We start from the raw sequence: 21,105 nt of genomic DNA on the forward strand, positions 1-21,105 counted from the left end.
CCGCAGGACCAACCCCATGAGCGCTTTGAGTTCCCTGAAGAAGTCCTCCCCCGCGGCAATGCGCTCTAAAGGAAGCCGTTCTGGTCTCGTCAGGGATCCGCTCCCGGCGAATCTTGAGTAATCAAAAATCAAAAACTAAAGAGTTCAGGGATCCCTCATGGGATCCCTTTTTGTGTTGGGCGCGAGGTGGCTAGGAAGGGATCCCGTCTCGCAGGCGGGCGCGAATGGCTTGCCAGATCTGTTCAACCAACTGGGGCGGGCTAGTTTCTGACCGGATGGGCACCCGCACATCGGCTTGGGCGTAGAACGGCTCTCGCTCTTGCATCAGCTTGTACAGGGCAGCTTGGGGGTCGGGGGTTTGCAGCAGGGGGCGTTGGCCGGGATCCCGCTTGAGCCGCTGCCAAATCAGCTCGGGGGCCACATCCAGCCAAACGGTGAGGCCATGGTGCAAGTAGCTCCAATTTTTGGGGCGCAACACAATGCCGCCGCCTGTGGCGATCACCAGCCGGGTGTAGCTGCTCAACTGGGCCAACACCTGCGTCTCCAGATCCCGGAAGTAGGCTTCCCCATGCTCGGCGAAGATCTGAGCGATGGAAGAACCCCCCACCTGCTCCACCAGACCATCGGTGTCGAAAAATTGAAAGCGCAACTGGGCTGCCAGCTCCGATCCCACGGTGGATTTGCCGCTGCCCATCATCCCAATGAGATAAACATTTACGCCGCGCAGGCGCTCAACTTCCTCGGGGTGGATCATGGGAAAGGTACCTAGATATAGCCATGCTCGGCCAGAAACTCCAGAGAAACGCTGCTCTCGGGGGGCAGCAAGCCCAGCAATTTTTCCACATACTTGCCCAAAATATCCGCCTCTATGTTGACGGGATCCCCAACTTGGAGCTGAGAAAGGTTGGTCTCGCGGTAGGTTTGGGGGATCACAGCCACCTTGAACCAGCAGCCCCCTTGGCGCACCTCAGCAATGGTCAAGCTCACCCCATTCACCGCCACGCTGCCCTTGGGTACGATGTAACGCCCGATCTCTTCAGGAACCTTGAAGCTCAGCTCCCAGGCGTTGCCGGTGGCGGCTTGATCCCACAGTTGCCCCACCCCATCGATATGGCCGCTGACAAAATGCCCCCCTAACTTGTCTCCTACCCGCAGCGCCGGTTCCAGGTTGACTGTGCGCGGGCCGAGGGATCCCTGGCCCCAAGTCGAGCGCCGCAGGGTTTCCGGCGAAACATCGGCCAAAAATCCATCGGGCAGAATCTCCACCACCGTCAGGCAAAGGCCGTCCACCGCCACGCTATCTCCATAGGCCAACTGAGGTTGCAACCGGGGACAGGTAACCCGTAGCTGTGAAGAATTGATCAACTGGGCTGTGCCCAAACTTCGAACCAGACCCGTAAACATTGCTTTGGCTCCTTAGGTTTTGCCGGCTGCCTTTTTGGCTTTCTGTTTTTCTCGCTCTTTGGCTCGTTTTTCGGCAGCGATTCGCTCTTGTCGGGCTTTCTCTTTCTCTTCAGCGATCTTTTCTAGATAGTAGTGATAGTTGCCCTGGTAGGCGACCAACTCTCCGTTGCGAATCTCTACAATCTTGTTGGCCACTTTTGAGATAAAGTAGCGGTCGTGAGAAACAAGGATCACCGTGCCATCGTAATGCTGTAAAGCTTCTTCCAGCATCTCTTTGGCCGGGATATCTAAGTGGTTGGTGGGCTCATCCAAAATCAGTAGGTTGGCCGGCTGAAGTAGCATTTTCGCCAACGCCAAGCGGGCTTTTTCTCCCCCGCTCAAAGCCGCTACTTTCTTAAAAACGGCGTCGCCGCTGAACAAAAAGCGACCCAACAGCGTGCGCACTTCTTCGTTTTTCCAGTCGGGCACTTCGTCATGGATGGTGTCCAAGACGGTTTTGCTCAGATCCAAAGCCTCTGCTTGATTTTGCTCGAAGTAGGCAGGGATCACATTGTGTGCTCCCAATTTCACAGATCCCTCGGTAGGTTGCTCTAGGCCGGTGATAAGACGCAGCAGGGTGGATTTTCCTGCCCCATTGGGCCCCAGAAAGGCGACGCGATCCCCACGCTCGATCAACAGCTCCGCACCCAAAAACAAAATCTTATCTCCATAAATGTGCGTCAAATTCTCGATCTTCACCACCTCGCGACCACTGCGGGGAGCAGGGGGAAAGCGAAACTTGAGGGTACGCACGTCGCCAATGGGCGCTTCGACCCGCTCGATCTTTTCCAGTTGTTTTTCGCGGCTTTTGGCCTGAGTGCTGCGGGTGGCACTGGCCCGGAAGCGATCGATGAAGGTTTGTTGCCTTTCAATTTCCTTTTGCTGACGTTCGTAGGCAGCTTGTTGTGCCTCTCGCCGTTCAGCTTTTTGGAGTAGGTATTGAGAATAGTTACCCAAGTATGTCGTAGAAACTCCTCGCTCCGTCTCCACAATTTGGGTGCAAAGCCGATCCAAAAACTCTCGATCATGAGAAACAATCACCATGGGGATCGTCAAGCTCTTGAGGTAGTTTTCCAGCCACTCAATGGTCTCCAAGTCTAGGTGGTTGGTCGGCTCGTCTAGCAACATCAAATCGGGTTTTTGCAGCAGGATTTTCCCCAGGCTGATGCGCATCTGCCAGCCGCCGCTGAAGGCGCTCACCAACCGATCCCCGTCCTCCGGCTCAAACCCCGTTTCCGGCAGGATTTTCTCAATACGCGCCTCCAGTTCATAGCCATGTAAACTCTCAAATTGGCGCTGTAGACGATCTAGACGGCGCAAAAGGGTTTCCAACGTGTCCGCGTCCGCCTGCTCCATCTGTTGGGTGATTTGGGCAATTTCTTGGTGAATGCGGTTTTCCTCTTGAAAGACTGTCCAGAACTCTTCTCGCACCGTTCGGGCGGGATCCACTCCAAATTCTTGGGTGAGATAGGCGATGCGCAGGTTGGCGGGGCGGATCACCTCGCCGCTGGTCGGTTCTTCTTGCCCGCAGATAATCTTGAGCTGGGTGGTCTTTCCGGCCCCGTTTACTCCCACTAGGCCGACGCGATCCCCAGGCTTAACTTCCCAGTTCACATCCTTGAGCACCTCACCGGTGGGATAGATTTTGCTAATGTGTTCCAGTCGCAGCATAATGCTCCTTGGGGATCGGGACCAATTGGAGAAGTGTGGCGTTTTCTTTACATTCTTTACTCGATTTTACGTATTCTTGGGATCCCTGTCCATGGATCCTGAGCAATTTCTGCTTGATTTCTCCCTCTCATTGATCTTGCCGGGATCCACGACAGCGTTTAATATTTCTGGTTTGCCTTCAGAAGTGCCTGCTGAACCCTGTTCGATCTTTATTTCATGTCTTCAAGGCTTGTTTGTCGGTACCCTTAGTATGGACTCTTTTGCCAGAAGCCTTGTGAGGCTTCTCTAAGGCTTAAACGACCTCTAATGCCAGCGGGGAAAAGCCAGTTCCTGAGAGAGATTGAAGTAGCCGGTCGTGATGACAATGAGGAAGGTTGATCGGATAAGTTTTCAGTGTATGGGATGCTTACTTCGTCTCTTGTTTCTGAAATCCCCGGCAACCTATTTTTCTCTTTTGGGCATGTCCTAATGAGCTATCAATCCATTGACATTAGCAGTCAGCTCAGACAAGTTATGGTCTCTTGAGTTGACTTCTTATCTAACATAAAACCTTTGTTGATTTTGACAGGAAAGCCAATGGCGACGGGGATCAACTCAGAAGGACACTACGCCTTGGCTTGATCCTCGAGGGAACGGGGGGATCCCTGAAACAGGGCAGGATGACCTGTTCTGCCTCCCTGAACCGACAGAGGATTTTGTCTGTGGGCAGGCGGCTGTTGGGCCAGAAGCCGCTTCACCTCTGCATTAAGCTGACTTTCGTTGAAGGGCTTGGTCAAGTAGGCGGTTGCCCCCGACCATTTGCCGCGGATGCGGGCCAGCAGACCATCGCGAGCGGTAACCATCAGGATGGGAAGGGACTTAAACTCTTCTAAGCTGCGCACAATGCGGCAAAGCTCTAGACCATCGATCCCCGGCATGGCGATATCCATCAACAACAGGTGGGGCCGATGCTGAAACAACAAAGGAAGCACCTCGGCGGGGTTGCCCGTTGTAATCACCTGATAGTTGGGCAAATACTGCCGTAGGATTTCCTGCATCACCACGCTGTCGTCCACCGCCAAGATGGTTATCGGGTTGTGGCGCTTGGTCTGCAGCAGCTCTTGGGGTGTTTGTAGGCTGACCAAACCTTTTTTCGCCCAGGAGGCAAAGAGATTGGCCACCTCCAGCCGATCCCGGCACAGCTTCTTGGCGATTGCTTCCAGCGACTGGCCATCTTTGGTGAGGGTGTGGAGCTTCTGTCGTTGCTCATCGGTGATGCGGTAGCGGTTGACCCGTTCCCAATTGACCACCGGCACCGCCAACAGGGTTGGGATCGCCACCTTCAAATCTGCCCAGCGATCGTGGCGCCGGGCGGCTTCTTGCAGCAGCGGCTCCAACTCAAACCCGCCAATGGGGGCCTCTTGGGCGACCTGCTCCTGCACCTCAAAGTAACAGGTGCCTGCCCGTTCGAATAGGTAGCGGTCGAAATCGGTAAGCAGGTTGAGCCACAGGGCATCTTCCAGCTCCCCCGGCTTGAGCAGGCCCAATTGCGTGATAGCCTCCAGCAGCTCAGGTAAGGAATGGTCTTTCATCAAGCGCTCTTGCACCACCGAGATGGCCCGCTGTGGCCATTCCAAGTTGAGGCGAGGAATAAAGCGGGAGAGTCGTTTCAGCAGGATTTGCGTGTTGAGGGGTTGATCGGCAGAAAAAAGCAGCCTGCCGTGGTAGTAGGTCAACACCCAGGGTTCCGCACCCTCAGAGGGATCCAGTCCCTTGAGGTGAATGTGCAGATATCCAGTGGTAAACCGCCAACCTTGCTGCCTGAGCAGTGGCGCAAGTTCCTCCGAGCCGAACACAAAACGGGACATGCAGCGTTCTCCGGGCCAACTTCTTCAGGCCAAATGAGCAGCGATTCACCTCAGCCACACGCTCAAACCGTCGAAAGGAGAGCTTCAGAGAGCTCACTTATTTTAACAACTGGCTGATCTTAGCTTTCCCGGCCATTCCTTTACAGCAAGGGAATACCGCTTTGCCAACCAGGATATACACCCATGCAATCCCATATGCAGTGCCTTGAAGGATTACCATTGCAAGGCTAGGGTCCGGCTATGGCTCTATCTTTCTAAATTGAGAGCCTGCCGTTGGGCTTGTAGCAATTCTTGGATCCCGGCTTGGGCCATCTCCAACATTTGTAGCAGTTGCGGGCGACTGAAGCAGGCGGCTTCGGCAGTGCCCTGGATCTCGATGAAGGATCCCTGCTCGTTCATAACAATGTTCATGTCCACCTCGGCTTGGCTGTCTTCCTCATAGCACAGATCCACAAGTACCTCTCCCTGCACAATTCCCACCGAAAGGGCCGCCACCTGCTGCCGCAGCGGGGATCCCTGGGCCGGATCCAGCGCCCCCTGTTTGTACAGCCAAGTGATGGCGTCGTGCAGGGCCACATACCCCCCTGTGATCGCGGCGGTGCGAGTGCCGCCATCGGCCTGCAGCACATCGGCATCGACGGTGATGGTACGGGATCCCAGCTTGCGAAAATCCAAGGCGGCGCGCAGACTGCGCCCGATGAGCCGTTGAATCTCGGCAGTACGGCCCGATAGTTTCAACATTTCCCGCGGCTGTCGTTGTTGCGTGGCTCCGGGCAACATGCGGTACTCAGCCGTCAGCCAGCCTTGGCCGGTGTTCTGCAGAAAAGGGGGAACTTCTTCGGCCACACTGGCGGTGCAAAGGACATGGGTATGGCCGAACTTGACCAACACCGAGCCAGGGGCATAGCGGGTAAAGTGGCGCTCAAAAGAAACCGGGCGCAATTGAGCAGCGGTGCGATTATCTGGGCGTTGCCAGCTCATGGACAGTTCAAAAAGGGATCCCTCGCATTGTCAACCATGTCTGCCCAATGCGGCTCAGGACTTGGAATCTTTGCAGAACATGACTGGGGCGACGGCTGCGGACGGAATTGGTCTGGGAAGGCAAGGACGACAAGTGTAGCAACCGCCGCAAATTGGATATTGCCGGGTATGCCACCTCTACGCGGAAGAAAGTGAAGCACTTGTGAGCAGCAAAACTTCTAGCGGCTGATCTCAACCCTCAGCTGCCCTACTTACCTACTTATTCCCTGCTTGTCCAAGAAAATCTAAAAAAAATGCACCAGCGCACGCTGGCGCAAGAGGGTCAACTTTTACCGGTCAGACATCGACCTAGACAAGGGCAGGGATCCGAGATCCTCCCAAGGCCTCCACCAATGCCCGCACTTGAGCCACCATGGCCACTTCATCCTGGAGCCGGCTGACAGCTTTGCCCACCCCTACACCTGAAGCGCCGGCAGCAATGGCCAAGCGCACTGTTACCGTCGAGAGGCCGGAAGCGCAGATAACCGGTACCGAGACGACACGGCTAATTTCATAGGCGGCGGCCAGGGTGGGGGCAGCCTTCTCGATCAGGCCCAGGGATCCCCCGTGAACCGGCTCGGCACTGGTGCTGCCCTCGGTTTGGATGAGATCGGCTCCCAGATCCTCCAGTTTCTCGGCCAATTCTGCCTGTTGATTCAGAGGCAGAGTGTGGGGAACGGTTACCGACAAGAGCGTGCGGGGCAGAAGAGAGCGGGTTCGGCGGGTAAGGTCTAGGACTTCCGCTGCGGAGAAGATGCGGCCTGAAGGGTAGAAGCTGTCGTAATTGCCGATCTCGGCCATGTCTGCTCCTGCCTGTACGGCTGCGGCCAACTGCTGCGGCTCCACCGCCGACACACAGATGGGCAGATCGATCTGGGCGCGTACCCGCTGCACCAATTCGGGGCTGGCAGCGATATCCACCCAAGTGGCCCCTCCCTGTTGGGCGGCGCGGGTGATGCTCAGAACCGACTGCAGGTCGAAGTTTTGTAGACCGCTGATGATCTTGAGGGCCCGACGTTGGGCCAGAGCGTCGAAAAGAGCAGCGTGAGAGGCAGTGGTCATAGGCTCGTCAGCTTGTGGAAAGGCAGTCTAAGAGGAGTGAAAACAAATGGCTGCTAAAACTGGGCTTGGGGAAGCCTTTGCTCAGTCTAGAGGGTTTGCCTCAATCCCACAAGGGATCCCTCTTTACCCCATCATCCCAGTCCTTTTGGCTCACCACAATTCTTCAATAGATTCAATAGAATAGGGATCCCTTCTTGCAAGCCATCATGTATCGCTCTCCCTTCCCCTTCCTGGGCCTGCCTGAGCCGGATCCGGAGATGGCCCAAGCAATTCTCCTGCCCGTCCCCTACGAGGCCACCACCTCCTATGGCAAAGGCACCGCCAAAGGCCCTCAGGCGCTGTTGCAGGCTTCTGCCTATGTGGAGATCTACGACGAGGTACGGGATCGCCAGCCAGCTCTTCACCCCGACTTCTCGGAAGAGATCTCCCGCTACTGGACGGCCCCCCCGGTGGAGTTGGAAGGTCTGGGATCTTCCGCCCAGGAGCTGGCTATGGCCGAAATCCAGCGTCGCGCTGCCGAGTGGGTGAGACCGGGGCGGTTCCTGCTTTCCATTGGTGGGGAGCACTCCATCAGCGGGCCCCTGATTGCTGCCCACCTGGCCCATTATCCGGAGCTGCACGTCCTGCAAATCGATGCCCACTGCGACCTGAGAGATAGCTACGAGGGATCCCGCTATTCCCATGCTTCTGCCATGGCCCGCGTGGTGGAGCAAGTGGGCAGCCGCCTCACCCAAGTGGGGATCCGCTCCATCTGCGCCGAAGACCGCCAGACCATTCGCGAGCGCCGTCTGCACACCTTTTTTGCCCACAGCTTGCACACCAAGCCAGCCCAGGAGTGGATCCCAGAGGTGATTGCCACCTTGGGCCCCCAGGTTTACCTGACGGTGGATGTGGATGGGCTGGATCCCGCTGTGGTGCCGGCCACCGGTACCCCCGAACCTGGCGGCTTGGGCTGGTGGGAGACGGTGGAGCTGATTCGGGCACTAGGACAGCAACGGCAAATTGTCGGCGCCGATGTGGTCGAGCTGTCGGTCACGGGAGAACGGGAAACCGATCGCCGCAGCGCCTTCACGGTCGCCAAACTGGCCTATCAGATCTTGGCTGCGGCCTTGGGTTAAGCTCAAGAAGAGCTTGGCCGGCCATCCCCGGGGCACCTGTTCGAGTTCTTTAGGTTTTTGGGTAACACACCTGTGAAATCGGCCCACCCCCGTCGTCCTGCTTTTGAACTTCCCGCTTTGTCCTGGATTCCCTTGGTGGGTGGGGCATTGCTGCTGATCCTCTTGGCCACCTTGCTGCAGTGCTTGGTGGTGGTGCCTGCCGGCACACGGGCCGTGGTGTTCAACTCCCTGACGGGGCTGAAGCCGCAGCCGCTGGGAGAAGGGCTGCACCTCCTGCTGCCGCTGGTGGAAACGCCTATCTTCTACGACGTGCGCACCCAAACCTACACCATGGCCTCCCAACGCTCCGAAAACCAGGGGGATGATGCGTTGAAAGTGCTCAGCGCCGACGGCCAGCAGATCTCCCTCGATGTCTCGGTGCGCTTTCGCTTGGATCCCGACCAAGTGGCCCACCTGCACCAGACCATTGGCCCTTCCTACGTGGACAAAGTGATTCGCCCAGAGGTGCGGACGGTGGTGCGCAATGAACTGGCTTTGCACCGCGCCATCGCCGTTTTCTCGGAAGAACGCGAGCAGATCCAGGAAAATGTGGAGCGGCAGCTCTCCAGCATTTTTGCTGAGAATGACCTGATCTTGCAAAACGTGCTGCTGCGCAATGTCCGCTTCTCCGACCAATTCCAAACGGCCATCGAGCAAAAGCAAATTGCCGAGCAAGAGAAAGAGCGGGAACGCTTCCTCGTGGAAAAAGCAGAGCTGGAAAAACAACGATTGGTGATCCTGGCAGAAGGAGAAGCCCAAGCCATTCGCCTCCAGGGGGAAGCCCTGAAGCAAAACCCAGAAGTGGTGCAGTTGGACTACGCGCGCAAACTGGCGCCCGGCACCCGCGTGATCATCTCCCGACCGGATCCCTGGCAGCGGTAGCGGACAGCCCGTTGGCTCTGGGTTCTGCAAAAATCTATCCCAGAGCATTGTTGCCAATTGGAACGAGAATGGGGATAGAGATCCCCGGCCTGCTGACCTGACGATGCCCCTCGACGAGCAGCTCATCCACAGCCGCATTCAGGCCATCCGATCCCAGATCCCAGACCATGTGGAGATCATGGCAGTGAGCAAAGGCTACAGTGCCGACCACATCCGCGCCGCCTATCGGGCCGGGATCCGCCACTTTGGGGAGAGTCGAGTGCAAGAGGCCGCCGTCAAACAAGGGCAACTGCAAGATCTGACCGATATCGTCTGGCACTTGATCGGGCATCTGCAGACCAACAAAGTCAAACCGGCCCTCAAGCAATTTGCCTGGATTGACAGCGTCGATAGCTTGCGCCTGGCCAAGCTGATCAACCAAAAGGCTTGGGAGCTGCACCTCACCCCCAAGCTTTGCCTGCAGGTTAAATTGGCTCCGGATCCCAATAAATTTGGCTGGCCCATCCCCGATCTGTTGCAGAGCCTCCCCGAACTGAACCAACTGCTGCAGGTGCAAATTGTGGGCCTGATGACCATTTTGCCTTTGGGCTTGAGCTCAGAGGCGGCCCTAGACCTGTTTCGCAAGCTGGCCGAACTGGCCGATTACATCCAGCGCAGCGGCTATGAACATCTGCAGGTGCACACCCTCTCCATGGGCATGTCCGACGATTACCTCCTGGCGGTGGCAGCAGGCTCTAACTTGATCCGGCTGGGGCGCGCTTTGTTTGCCGACGCCGAGCGGAAATAGATGTGGCCTCTGTGAAGCTGTTAAATTGTGATTAAATTTTGTGTAAAGCCGCGAACTCCGGAGTCGCCCTGCGGGGTACCTTCGGGGCGAGAGTTCGGCTTGGCTCGATCAAAAGCGGGGGGATCCCGCCCAGGATTTGCCCTATGGGGGAAATTTTGGGGAAATTTGTAATCATTTGCGTTACTTCCGTTAACGTGGGCTCAATCCAGACGGGGAGCAGAGTTCAATCCTGCCAAACAACGGCTTGGCAAGTGAGATGACATCTTCACTTCTTCTGGGTAAACTCTAGTCGTCGAATCAATGGGGTTTTGTTAACCTGCGTTAGCCCCCACTCGCTTCGGCAGCTTTCTGAGCAAACCCTGTCTCAGCCTATTGAAAGACTTTGACCGAGAATAAAAGGACGCCCCCTAGCTTGAGTGAGCCACTCAGGATCCAATCAAGAGCCTGAATCCTACGCTCGCCGTAAACCCATGACCTGTAGTGAGGATGTGCATATGAATGTCAATGGAATCTGGAGCAGGGTAAGAGATTTTGTGGGTCTGAATGATCCCGTGGACGGCCTGGAGGAGTACTCTGAAATGGAAGGGCAGGATGATTACCAACTGCTCTACGAGGGACGCCGTTCCCAACCGGCTGCTCCCCCCGAAGAGGAGGAAGTGAGTACCCTTCCGCGAGGGCGGCGGCAACGGGGAGTGGAAGCGGGGGAGGGCTCTGCCGGTCGAGAAGAGTCGCGGGGCCATCGGCGCAGTCAGCATCGGGATCGCTCAGCAGGGGGCAGTATGGGGAGCAACGTGATTGGATTACCGGGCGTAAACCCACCCACCAGTGAAGTGGTGGTGATGGAGCCGCGCAGCTTCGATGAGATGGCTCAGGTTATCCAGTACCTACGGGAGCGCAAGACGGTGATCCTGAACTTGACCCTAATGGATCCCGCTGAGGCGCAGCGCTCTGTGGATTTCGTTGCCGGCGGCACCTACGCCATCGATGGCCACCAAGAGCGCATCGGAGAGAACATTTTTTTGTTCACCCCCAGCACGGTGATGGTTTCCACCCCCAGTAGCCAAGTGGTGCAGCCGCTGCAGCGCCCTTTGCAAAGCCCTACCCCCCTCTGGCCCAGCACCTATGAGCATCTGCAGGCGGTAGGTCAGCACTAGTTGCTATGGAGCGGCCACTGCTAAGTGTTATCGGGGGTGGAGCCATGGGATCCGCCCTGCTGCGGCGTTGGGTAGCTGTGGGAGTTTATCCTGCAGCTCAGATGGCTTTGCGGGAGCCCGATCTGGACAAGGCTGTGGCCCTGCAGCAGGAGCTGGGTATCCGATTGTTGGCGGATCCATCCCAGGCGGGAGAGTCTGAGATTCTGTTTCTGGCCGTTAAACCGCAGCTCTTCCCGACAGTGGTGGCTGAGATGGGCCGGCTGTCCGCCACAGAGCTGGTGATCTCGATTATGGCCGGGATCCCCTTGCAGCAGTTGCAGCAGGCTTTTCCCAAACAAAAGGTGGTGCGCACGATGCCCAACACGCCGGCGCTGGTGGGAGCGGGCATAACGGCCATCAGCTACGGGCCAGGGGTGACGCCTGCGCAGGTGGAGCAGGTGGAGAAGCTGTTTCGCGCGGTGGGCGAGGTGGTGACGGTGGCCGAAAGCCAGATGGATGCGGTGACGGCACTTTCGGGTTCCGGGCCGGGGTATCTGGCGGTGATTCTGGAAGGGCTGATCGACGGAGGGGTACAGGTGGGGCTGCCGCGTCCCATTGCTACCCAGTTGGCCCTGCAGACCTTGGCGGGTACTGCTGCCCTCTTGCAGCAAGAAAATCTGCACCCTGCCGTTCTCAAAGACCGGGTCACCAGTCCAGGGGGGACGACCATTGCCGGGATCCAAGCCTTGGAGCAGGCGGGGGTGCGGGGAGCCCTGATGCAGGCAGTGCGAGCGGCCTACGAGCGCTCTTGCCAGTTACAGGGATCCTAGCGGGCCAGCAGCCCTTGCCACAGGGGGCGGGTGATCCAATTCCATCCCACCTTGAGCTGGTGTTCCAGGGTGGGCAGGCGCACCAAATAGGCAGTTCGCCGGGCCAAATAGCCCAGGGGGCCGGTCAGGGTGAGGCCGCCAAGGGCAGAAAGCACCGCCGTATCCACCCCCAGGCTGAGCATTTCCCCCAGAGAAAAGTAGCGAAAGGGCAAGAGAGGCCGCTCCTGGGTGAGCAAAGCCCACAGGTTCCAGGCGCAATAACCGGCCTGTTGAAAAGCCGCTTGGGCTGTGGCCGGCACCGGCTTGCCCTCCGCATCCACCACCGCTGCTGCATCTCCCAAGGCAAAGATCTCTGGGAAGGTGGGGGTTTGTAGGGTGGACAAAACCTGCAGCCGTCCCCGCTCCGTTTTGGGCAGATCCAAATTGGCAATCACCGCTGCCGGTCGGGTTCCGACAGTCCACAGCACAGCATCCACAAGATCTGTGGCGATCTCCTGGCTCTCCAGTCGCTGGAGCTGCAGACGGAAGGGAGGGGCGCCGTTCTCGTTAAGGGCCTCGATGCCCAAGACCTTGGTTTGCAACTCCACCTGCACCCGCCGTTGGGCCAGCGCCTCTTGGGCCGCCTCCCGGCTGGAGAGAGCAAAGCCGGACAAGATTTGGGATCCCAACTCGATGAGGCGGATCCGTCCCCGCCAGCCCAGCCGATCTGCCAATTTGCAGGCCAATTCCACGCCACTAGCCCCTGCTCCTGCAATGGCCAGAGCCACAGGCTGAGCCGGATCCCGGTCTTCCAACGCCTTCAGGTGGGCGCGCAGCCGCTGAGCATCTGCCAGGGTGCGAAAGGGAAAAGCAAACTCCGCCGCTCCCGGAACGCTCTCCAGAGGGGTTTCTCCCCCCAGCGCCAGCACCAGCGCGTCGTACTCCAAGCTTTGCCCATCTTCCAGCTCCACGCGGCGGGCTTGAGGGTCAATGGCCTGGACAGATCCGCGGCGAAACTGCACCGATCCCGGGGGCAGCAGATCTTGAAAACGGGGGGCCACCTCCCAGTCTTCCATTTCTCCGGTGAGCAGCTCATAAAGCAGGGGGGCAAAGACGAACCGCTCCTGCCGATCGACCAAGGTGATCTGGGGTGGTTCTGGCCAGGGTTGCCGGCTCAGTTCCAAAGCTGTGTACAACCCGCCAAAGCCGCCCCCAAGGATGCAAATGCGATTCATGCTCGGATGGTTCACGTGACGTTATCAGACGTTATCAAAGTTGCGCGAAAGGCCCCGACTTAACAATCACACCCTGCTGATGCAGAAGGGGCAACGAGGGATGGCCCACCTTGGGCTTGAATTGATTTAAACTTTCCCGGCTAGACTTCTCCAGCGTAGTCTTTGTTGCCCCAGCTTTGCCAAGCCGGCACTTCTGACAGGGAAGCCCGTCGCTCGTCCAGCCAAGTTTGGAGAATTACCGCCGCCGACTGCTGATCGATTAAGCCCTTCTGGGCTTTGGCCGGGATCCCCGCCTCGCGCAGATCCCACTCCGCCTGCGCGGTGCTCAGGTATTCATTGACGGTAACAATGGGAAGATCCACGGCCACCTGCAAAGCGCGCACGAACCGCTGGACTTTGCGGGCCTGGGATCCCACCGACCCATCCGCCAGAAGGGGGATCCCCACCACCACCACGGTGGCCTGGCGGCGGCGGATCCACTCCTGCACTTGGGCAATATCCTCTGAGAGGGAACGGCGCTGGATCACCCCCAGGCCAGTAGCCAGCAGCCCCAGCCGGTCGGAGCCGGCCACGCCAATGCGGCGGTTGCCTACATCCAGCCCCAGCGCTGAAAGGGGATCCCTTGTGGCAAAATGGTTCAGGCTTGTGGACATCCTTGCTGATCTTTATGGCTGCCTGGCCCCCTTTGGGGCTTGCAGTTTCCGTTCCCCTATCCTCTCTCGATGACCCTGTTTGGAGCAACACTCGATGACCAGCGCTACCCTGTCTCTCCCGAAGCATGAAGTGAAAGATCTGAACCTCGCCCCCCTGGGCAAGCAACGGATCCAGTGGGCGGCGCGGGAGATGCCGGTGCTGGCCCAGATCCGGGAGCGCTTTGCCCAAGAAAAGCCCTTTGCCGGGCTGCGCTTGGTGGCCTGCTGCCACATTACGACCGAAACGGCCAACCTGGCCCTGGCTCTACAAGCAGGGGGGGCGGATAGCGTTCTCATTGCCAGCAATCCCCTTTCCACCCAAGACGATGTGGCCGCCAGCCTGGTGGCGGACCATGGCATTTCGGTGTTTGCCCTCAAAGGAGAAGATGTGGCCACCTACCGCCGCCATGTCCAGATTGCCCTAGATCACCGCCCCAACCTGATTATCGACGATGGCGGAGATGTGACGGCGGAGCTGGTGCAGCACCGTCAGGAGCAACTGTCGGAGCTCATCGGCACCACGGAAGAGACCACCACTGGCCTGGTGCGCCTTAGGGCCATGCTCAAGGCGGGGGTGCTCAGCTTCCCGGTGATGACCGTCAACGACGCCGAGACCAAACACCTGTTCGACAACCGCTACGGCACCGGCCAATCCACCCTGGACGGGATCCTGCGCTGTACCAACATCCTTCTGGCCGGGAAGACGGTGGTGGTGGCTGGCTACGGCTGGTGCGCCAAGGGAGTGGCCATGCGGGCCCGCGGCATGGGATCCCAGGTGATTGTCACGGAAGTCAACCCGGTGCGGGCTCTGGAGGCGGTGATGGACGGCTTCCGGGTGATGCCGATGGAAGAAGCCGCTGCTCTGGGGGACATCTTCATCACCGTCACCGGCAACAAGCACGTGATTCGCGGCGAGCACTTCGACCGCATGAAGGATGGGGCGATGGTCTGCAACGCCGGCCACTTTGACATTGAAATCGACCTGGTGGCGCTGCAGGAGCGGTCGGTCTCCCGACAGACGGTGCGCCCCTTTGTGGAAGAATACCGTCTGCAGTCGGGCAAGTCAGTGGTGGTGCTGGGGGAAGGCCGCCTGATTAACTTGGCTGCTGCCGAAGGGCACCCCGCCAGCGTCATGGACATGAGCTTTGCCAACCAGGCCCTGGCCTGCGAATACCTGGTGAAAAACCGGGGCCGCTTGGCCCCAGGGCTTCACCCCATTCCTCTCGAGGTGGACGAGGCCATTGCCCGCCTCAAGCTCAAGGCCATGGGGATCCAAATCGACAGCCTCACCCCCGAGCAGATCGAGTACGGCAACACGTGGACTGCCGGGACTTAAGTGGGTTTTGGGAATTCAATCGGGAGCTGAGTCTGGGATCCCAAGCAGCAGGGCTAGCGTGCTCCCCCCAACCTCGAGCCAGGAGGGGATTCCTAGATTCTGTGAACCTGCGACCAAACGCGGGTGGGCAGACCCCAGACGTAGATGAAGCCTTCTGCCGCTTTGTGGTCGAACTGGTCTCCTGCGCCGTAGGTGGCCAGCTCTGGGTTGTAAAGAGAGTAGGGAGAGCGACGGCCCACACAGACCGCCTGGCCCTTGTGCAACCGCATCCGCACGACACCGGTGACGCTTTTCTGGGTGGCGCGGATAAAGGCGTCCAGAGCCTCCCGCAGCGGCGAGTACCAAAGGCCGTTGTAGATCAACTGGCTGTAGGTGGTCTCGATGCCGTACTTGTAATGGATGACATCGCGGGTGAGGGTGAGGCTTTCCAGCTCGCGGTGGGCTTGGATCAAGACCATTAGAGCAGGGCACTCGTAGATCTCCCGCGACTTGATCCCCACCAGGCGGTTTTCAATCATGTCGATGCGGCCCACCCCATGCAGGCCAGCTAAGGAGTTGAGCTGCTCGAAGAGGGCTTTGGGACTGAGGCGCTGCCCATCCACCCCGACAGGGATCCCTTGCTCGAACTCAATCTCCACGTAGGCGGGCTCGTCGGGTGTCTGGGAAATAGGCCGGGTGAGGGCATACACTTCCTCCGGCGGCTCCCGGTCGGCATCTTCTAGGATGCCGGCTTCAGCGCTGCGGCCCAAAATGTTGAGGTCGATGCTGTAGGGGCTGGACTTCTGCACGGGCATGGGGATCCCATAGCGCTCCCCATAGGCAATGGTCTCCTCGCGGGTCATCCCCCACTCGCGGGCAGGGGCCAACACTTTGAGCTGGGGATTTAAAGCAGCAATAGCCAGATCAAAGCGCACCTGGTCGTTGCCTTTGCCGGTGCAGCCGTGGGCCACCGCATCGGCGCCCACCTCTTCCGCCACTTCCACCAGCAGCTTGGCAATCAGGGGTCGGGCCAGGGCCGTGGAAAGGGGGTAGCGCTGCTCGTAGAGGGCGTTGGCCTGGATGGCCGGGAAGGCATAGTCGGTAATGAGGGCCTGGACAGCCTCCCGCACCAGAGATTGCTCTGCCCCCGCCCTGAGGGCTTTGGCCTGAATGGCCTCCAGCTCCGCCCCCTGCCCCAAGTCGACTGCCAGGGCCACCACCGATTCCACCCCCCACTCGTGCTTGAGATAGGGAATGCAGACGGAAGTATCCACCCCGCCTGAATAGGCCAATACTACCTTCTTTGCCCGTCCCATGGGATCCCGCCGTTGCCGTTAAAAAGTTGCTAGCCCATTATGCCCTGTGGCAGGGATCCTGGCTGGCCTCAATGTCGGTTTCCTCAGCTATTCTCAAGGGGATTTCTCCTGCCGGGGAAAGGCCGGGGGTGTGAGTGAGCATGGCTGGCAAAAAGACGGCTGCGGCGTGCCGGGGATCTGAGCCCAAGCGAACTGTGGGGCTGGGGATCCTGTCGCTGCTGAGCTTTGTGGCCGGGATGGGGTTTGCCGCCCTCTCCCAGCCAGAGGTGGGATCCCCTGTTGCCGTCTCCGAGTCGGAGGTGCCCCGTTTTACCGCCCACGGTTGGCCCTTGTTGGATCCCTTGCCGCAGCCGGACGAGATTTGGGAGTGCGAGCTGGTGGTGGTGGGCGGATCCCTGGGAGGGGTGGCAGCGGCAGGCCATGCCATGCGAGGGGGGGTGCAGACCTGTCTCATCGAGCTCACCCCTTGGCTGGGGGGTCAGATTACCTCCCAGGGGGTATCGGCCATTGATGAATCGCTGCCGATGCGGCAGCGGGGCAATTTTTCCCGCCACTGGCTGGAGTTCAAGGCCTTGATCGAAAGCCAGCCGGTGCATCTGCCGGCCTGGACAGGGATCCCGCCGGGAACCCGCGTATCCGAGATCAACAGCTGCTGGGTGGGAGGGCTGTGTTTTCCGCCTCAGGCGGGGCTGCAGGCGGTGGAAACCTGGCTGCAACAGGCAGCTCAAAATGCCCCCAACAGCCGCTGGGCTACCCAAACGGCTTTTAAGGGGGCCACCTTCAGCGCCGATGGATCCCGGATTGAAAGCATTTACGCTGTGCAGCGGCAGCCGCGGGATCCCAACTTTGTGCCGCCGGGACGGCTGTGGCGGGAGCTGGTGAGCTGGTACAGTTGGCAGGAAACGGAGGTGTTCGCCAAGCGAGTGCTGCGTCTACAAGCGCCGCCGGGCCGCCCATTCTTCGTGATCGATGCCACCGATACCGGAGAGCTGGTGGGCTGGGCCGGGATCCCCTATCGGCTGGGTTCGGAAGGGCACGATGTGACCGGCGAGCCCAATGCCGCCCCCGCCAGCAACCCGGAGTGCACTCAAGCCTTTACCTTTCCCTTCGTGCTGGCCATCCACGACGATGGCGGTCGCTCCCGAGCAGAGCTGGCCCAACTGCAACCAGGCTATTCCCGCGCCGAACACCGCCGCGAGTTCGACATGGAAGGTTTCCCCACCTTCAGCGGCCAGAGCTTTTTCAATTACCGCCGCATCGTCAGCAAGGGCCGCCGGGATCCCTTCTACAGCACGCCTGTTCCAGGCGACCTGACGCTGGTGAACTGGAACCGCGGCAACGACTGGGGGATCATGAACCCGCCCCTGATCCTGACGGAAGAGCGGCTGGTGGCCTCAGGGCAGCGCCACAACTGGCTGGGGGGCCTGGATGTCTCGGCCATCAAAGATGGAGAAAACCACGCCCTGCTGTTTGCCGAGTGGCTGATGGAAACCCAATCCCGCTCTGGCTATCCCCTCTCCTTGGTGTTTGCCGAAGAGTCCTTGCTGGGCACTCGCTCTGGCCTTAGCCTCTACCCCTACATCCGCGAAGGTCGGCGCATCCTGGGGCGAGCTGCCTACGGCCAAGCAGAGTTCCTGATGTTGGAGCAGGATATTCGCGTCGGCACCGCCGGGGGGCGGGACTTCAGACCTACCGTGGTGGGGGTTACCCACTACGCCATCGATATCCACGGCTGTCGCTACCGCAACTGGGAGCCCTCTCTTTCGGCCAGCTCCGCGCCAGTCAACGAGTTTTCCGTCCGTCCCATTCTCATTCCCTTGGAAGCCCTGATCCCGCAGAAGGTGGATAACCTGCTCATCGGCGGCAAAGGGATCGCCGTCAGCCACATTGTCAACGCCGCCACCCGCGTGCATTACGGTGAATGGACCATCGGCTCGGCAGCAGGCCTGACCGTGGCTTGGCTGCGCAGTCAAGCTCCCGGCCTGATCCCAGCTCAGATCGTACCGCAAGGCAAAATAGCCGATTTACAGCGCTACCTGATCTCCCATGGGCAAAGACTGCAATGGTGAACCCAGAGGACACCGTCTCAGCGCGAACGACAGATCCCCACCCAATCGACCCAATTTTTCCGATATCGGGGCCCTAGCCCTCAGAGGGAAGTGAATCGGGATCCCTGCCTGCGCGGGCATCTTCGCTACTTTTGCCATAGCGCTGCTGCCGCCACCACACCAACAGGGGGCTGGCGATAAAAATGCTGGAATACACCCCCAAAGTAAAGCCAATGAGCAGGGCAATGGCAAACCCCTTCAAGGTAGCTCCCCCGAAAATGGCGATGGCAACTAGGGGCAGCATCGTCGTCAGGGTGGTGTTCAGGGAGCGGGCAAAGGTCTGGTTCAGAGATAGGTTTACCACCTCGGCCAGGCTGACCTTGCGGCTCACCAGACGCAGATTCTCGCGGATGCGGTCGTAGATGACCACGGTGTCGTTGACGGAAAAGCCGATGATGGTCAGCAGCGCCACCACAAACAGGCTGTCCGCCTCCATACCCACCGTCAGGCCCAAAAGGGCAAATAGCCCTATCGTCAACACTACATCGTGCAGCAGCGCCACAATGGCAAACACCGCGTAATCCCACTGGAAGCGCAGGGCCAGGTACAGCACGATGAGCCCGAAAGAGATGAGCACCGCCACGATGCCGGAACGCAAGAGCAAACGCCCCACTGTCGGGCCAACCGTCTCGACCAGATTGCGCTGGAAGGGGGCAACCTCCTGCCGCAGGGTGGCTTCCACGGCCAGCCGCTCTTGCTCAGTCAAGGGGGGCATGCGGATCAGGGCTTCCTGGCCCGTTTGGGTGTCCAGCTGGATGATGCTGGTGCCCAGGTTGTGTTCCTGCAGCGCCCGTCGCAGCTCCTCGGTGGTGACAGGCCGCTCAAAGCTCAGATCCAGCAAGGTGCCGCCGGAAAAATCCAACCCCAGCCGCAGGGGAGTTCCCAGAGAAGCCAGGGAAAAGGCCATGCTGACCAGCCCCACCAGCAGCACCGCCAAGGAGAAGCCAAACCACAGCTTGCTCCGTCCAACAATGTCGAAGCGATAGTCGAGCAACCGAGAGGCGGGATCTACGGGGGATAGCTCTTGAGCCGTCATGATTGGGCCGCCTCCATCCGAACGCCGTAAAACTCAGGTTTGCGCAAGCTGGGGATCCCCATTGCCGCCAAGAGCAGGCTACGGGTGCAGGTGATGGCCGTAAAGAAGCTCACCAGAATGCCAATGCCCAGGGTTACCGCAAACCCTTTCACCAGTCCCATCCCCAGCCAGAAAAGCACGCCACAGACCAAAAGGGTGGTCACATTGCTGTCCAGGATGCTGCTGAAGGCGCGGTTAAACCCTTCCGAAATGGACTTGTAGATGGATTTGCCGGCCCGCAACTCTTCTTTGATGCGCTCGAAGATCAGCACATTGGCATCCACCGCCATGCCGATGCTGAGGATAAAGCCGGCGATCCCCGGCAGAGTCATGGTTACCCCCAGCAGTTGGAAGAGAGCAAAGGTACAGAGGGCGTAGATAAGCAGAGCAATGTCCGCAATCAGCCCTGGCAGGCGATAGTAGGCCACCATAAAGAGGAAAACCAGCACCAGGCCCCCGATCCCGGCATAGAGGCTGCGGCGCACGCTCACTTCCCCCAAAGTGGCCCCGACAGTGCGATTTTCGATCACCTGAATGGGAACCGGCAGCGCTCCTGCCCTGAGCTTGACCGCCAAGTCAGTGGCGGTTTCCACCGTAAAGTTGCCCGTGATCACCGCCGTCCCGCCAGTGATGCCGGTGCGGGCAAACTCCGGCCCCACGATCGGGGCACTGATCAACACGTCGTCCAGAAAAATGCCCAATGGACGTTCTGTTCCGGCCAGATCTCGGGTGAGCTGAGTAAATTTTTCTGCCCCCTCCGGCTTGAACTCCAGCAGCACCTCCCAACTCTGGGATCCGCGGCGAGGGGCTTGGGGATAGGCATTGCGCAGCAGATCCCCGGTGAGGCCGACCCGCTCAAACAGAGTATCCGGATCCTCCCCCGCTGTTATCTCTCCCCGCTCGTTGCGGGGCAGCGCGCCGACGGGAACCAAGCCCTTGCGAAACTCCAGTTGGGCTGTATCTCCAAGGAGAGCAATGGCCCGATCCGGATCCGCCACCCCCGGCAACTGCACGAACAGGCGGTCTTGGCCGCTGATCTGCACCAGAGGCTCAGCCACCCCCAGCCCGTTGATCCGCTGCTGGATGACGGCCTCTACCCCCTGCATCACTTCGGGGGTGATTTCAGGCACCTCCTCGGTGGGCACAGCTTGTAGCGTGAGCTGGGTTCCTCCCTTGAGGTCAAGGCCAAGGCGAACCTCCCGGCTGAAGCCCAAGTAAACGAGGGCAACCACCACGGCCAAGATGAAGATCAGCCCTCGCAAAAAGGAGAGCCGACTGAGCCACGACGCTGAGGATCTAGCCATACTGCTGAGAAGGTGAGGAACACGGTCGCACTCGATCTGAGGCTCTTAGGATTTTGGCACTTTGTAAACTACCCGACCCTACACCGCCTTAGCAGTGTAGCGCGGGCTTTCAGTAGCCCTGAGCCTGTTATGCTCTACCAGAGAACAAAACAAGCCCGAACCTCTAGGCTGGTTTACGACAGCCCCCAAAAGCGCAATCACATTCGCACCATTCAAATCCGCATCCCCTTCCCATCCACAGTGTCCACA

At 59.2% G+C, this 21,105-nt stretch carries 18 protein-coding genes and 2 pseudogenes; 8 read left to right on the forward strand and 12 right to left on the reverse strand.

What is annotated here, in order from left to right; genetic code table 11:
- A pseudogene (locus tag NW839_RS09575) lies at positions 1-69 on the forward strand (photosystem II protein D2); the annotation flags it as partial.
- A 121-nt stretch (positions 70-190) separates the two neighbouring features.
- Here the strand turns inward: NW839_RS09575 and NW839_RS09580 are convergent.
- The 6 genes from NW839_RS09580 to NW839_RS09605 form a co-directional block, all read right to left on the reverse strand.
- Positions 191-754, reverse strand: coding sequence for a shikimate kinase (locus tag NW839_RS09580; RefSeq protein WP_011433337.1), 564 nt, complete (start codon positions 752-754; stop codon positions 191-193).
- A gap of 11 nt (positions 755-765) precedes the next feature.
- Positions 766-1,404 carry a riboflavin synthase gene (locus NW839_RS09585; protein ID WP_414332173.1) on the reverse strand — a complete coding sequence of 213 codons (639 nt, stop codon included), beginning with the start codon at positions 1,402-1,404 and terminating at the stop codon, positions 766-768.
- Between the two features lie 12 nt (positions 1,405-1,416).
- Positions 1,417-3,114 (reverse strand): ATP-binding cassette domain-containing protein, encoded by a 1,698-nt coding sequence (locus tag NW839_RS09590; protein WP_011433339.1) that lies wholly within the window; start codon positions 3,112-3,114, stop codon positions 1,417-1,419.
- 605 nt (positions 3,115-3,719) lie between these two features.
- Complete coding sequence (locus NW839_RS09595) at positions 3,720-4,961, reverse strand: response regulator (protein ID WP_011433340.1); 1,242 nt, start codon at positions 4,959-4,961, stop codon at positions 3,720-3,722.
- A gap of 246 nt (positions 4,962-5,207) precedes the next feature.
- The gene (gene rph / locus NW839_RS09600; protein WP_011433341.1) at positions 5,208-5,942 is read right to left on the reverse strand and encodes a ribonuclease PH; all 735 of its coding nucleotides are present in this window, start codon (positions 5,940-5,942) and stop codon (positions 5,208-5,210) included.
- 348 nt (positions 5,943-6,290) lie between these two features.
- Positions 6,291-7,043 (reverse strand): DUF561 domain-containing protein, encoded by a 753-nt coding sequence (locus tag NW839_RS09605; RefSeq protein WP_011433343.1) that lies wholly within the window; start codon positions 7,041-7,043, stop codon positions 6,291-6,293.
- A gap of 194 nt (positions 7,044-7,237) precedes the next feature.
- On the opposite strand from NW839_RS09605, the gene speB reads away from it, so the two are divergent.
- The 5 genes from speB to proC all read left to right on the forward strand — a co-directional run bounded on the left by speB (position 7,238) and on the right by proC (position 11,832).
- Positions 7,238-8,161 carry an agmatinase gene (gene speB, locus NW839_RS09610; protein WP_414351076.1) on the forward strand — a complete coding sequence of 308 codons (924 nt, stop codon included), beginning with the start codon at positions 7,238-7,240 and terminating at the stop codon, positions 8,159-8,161.
- Positions 8,162-8,233: 72 nt separating this feature from the next.
- Positions 8,234-9,082, forward strand: a complete 849-nt coding sequence (locus NW839_RS09615; protein WP_011433345.1) for a prohibitin family protein — start codon at positions 8,234-8,236, stop codon at positions 9,080-9,082.
- A 103-nt stretch (positions 9,083-9,185) separates the two neighbouring features.
- Positions 9,186-9,869 (forward strand): YggS family pyridoxal phosphate-dependent enzyme, encoded by a 684-nt coding sequence (locus NW839_RS09620; RefSeq protein ID WP_414351073.1) that lies wholly within the window; start codon positions 9,186-9,188, stop codon positions 9,867-9,869.
- Between the two features lie 578 nt (positions 9,870-10,447).
- A complete protein-coding gene (locus tag NW839_RS09625) occupies positions 10,448-11,023 on the forward strand; it encodes a cell division protein SepF (protein WP_414351079.1) in 576 nt (191 codons plus the stop codon).
- A 5-nt stretch (positions 11,024-11,028) separates the two neighbouring features.
- A complete protein-coding gene (gene proC / locus NW839_RS09630) occupies positions 11,029-11,832 on the forward strand; it encodes a pyrroline-5-carboxylate reductase (RefSeq protein ID WP_414351070.1) in 804 nt (267 codons plus the stop codon).
- On the opposite strand, the gene NW839_RS09635 is transcribed toward proC, so the two are convergent.
- Positions 11,829-13,046, reverse strand: a complete 1,218-nt coding sequence (locus NW839_RS09635) for an NAD(P)/FAD-dependent oxidoreductase (RefSeq protein ID WP_414351068.1) — start codon at positions 13,044-13,046, stop codon at positions 11,829-11,831. The two genes, proC and NW839_RS09635, sit on opposite strands and share 4 nt — an antisense overlap.
- A 140-nt stretch (positions 13,047-13,186) precedes the next feature.
- Positions 13,187-13,699: a Holliday junction resolvase RuvX gene (gene ruvX, locus NW839_RS09640; RefSeq protein ID WP_414351065.1), complete on the reverse strand. Its 513-nt coding sequence runs from the start codon at positions 13,697-13,699 to the stop codon at positions 13,187-13,189.
- Positions 13,700-13,793: 94 nt separating this feature from the next.
- On the opposite strand from ruvX, the gene ahcY reads away from it, so the two are divergent.
- Positions 13,794-15,074, forward strand: a complete 1,281-nt coding sequence (ahcY, locus tag NW839_RS09645; protein ID WP_414351063.1) for an adenosylhomocysteinase — start codon at positions 13,794-13,796, stop codon at positions 15,072-15,074.
- A gap of 92 nt (positions 15,075-15,166) precedes the next feature.
- On the opposite strand, the gene NW839_RS09650 is transcribed toward ahcY, so the two are convergent.
- Positions 15,167-16,369 (reverse strand): argininosuccinate synthase, encoded by a 1,203-nt coding sequence (locus NW839_RS09650; RefSeq protein WP_414344220.1) that lies wholly within the window; start codon positions 16,367-16,369, stop codon positions 15,167-15,169.
- A 140-nt stretch (positions 16,370-16,509) separates the two neighbouring features.
- On the opposite strand from NW839_RS09650, the gene NW839_RS09655 reads away from it, so the two are divergent.
- Positions 16,510-18,438: an FAD-dependent oxidoreductase gene (locus NW839_RS09655; RefSeq protein WP_414351062.1), complete on the forward strand. Its 1,929-nt coding sequence runs from the start codon at positions 16,510-16,512 to the stop codon at positions 18,436-18,438.
- 73 nt (positions 18,439-18,511) lie between these two features.
- On the opposite strand, the gene secF is transcribed toward NW839_RS09655, so the two are convergent.
- The 3 genes and pseudogenes from secF to NW839_RS09670 all read right to left on the reverse strand — a co-directional run.
- Positions 18,512-19,513: a protein translocase subunit SecF gene (secF, locus tag NW839_RS09660; RefSeq protein ID WP_414351061.1), complete on the reverse strand. Its 1,002-nt coding sequence runs from the start codon at positions 19,511-19,513 to the stop codon at positions 18,512-18,514.
- Complete coding sequence (secD, locus tag NW839_RS09665; RefSeq protein ID WP_414331113.1) at positions 19,510-20,856, reverse strand: protein translocase subunit SecD; 1,347 nt, start codon at positions 20,854-20,856, stop codon at positions 19,510-19,512. Before secD ends, secF begins: the two co-directional genes overlap by 4 nt.
- Positions 20,857-20,934: 78 nt before the next feature.
- Positions 20,935-21,105: pseudogene (locus NW839_RS09670) on the reverse strand (RNA-guided endonuclease TnpB family protein); the annotation flags it as partial.

This window comes from Synechococcus sp. R5-15 (genome assembly GCF_047462035.1).
Taxonomy (GTDB): domain Bacteria; phylum Cyanobacteriota; class Cyanobacteriia; order Thermostichales; family Thermostichaceae; genus Thermostichus.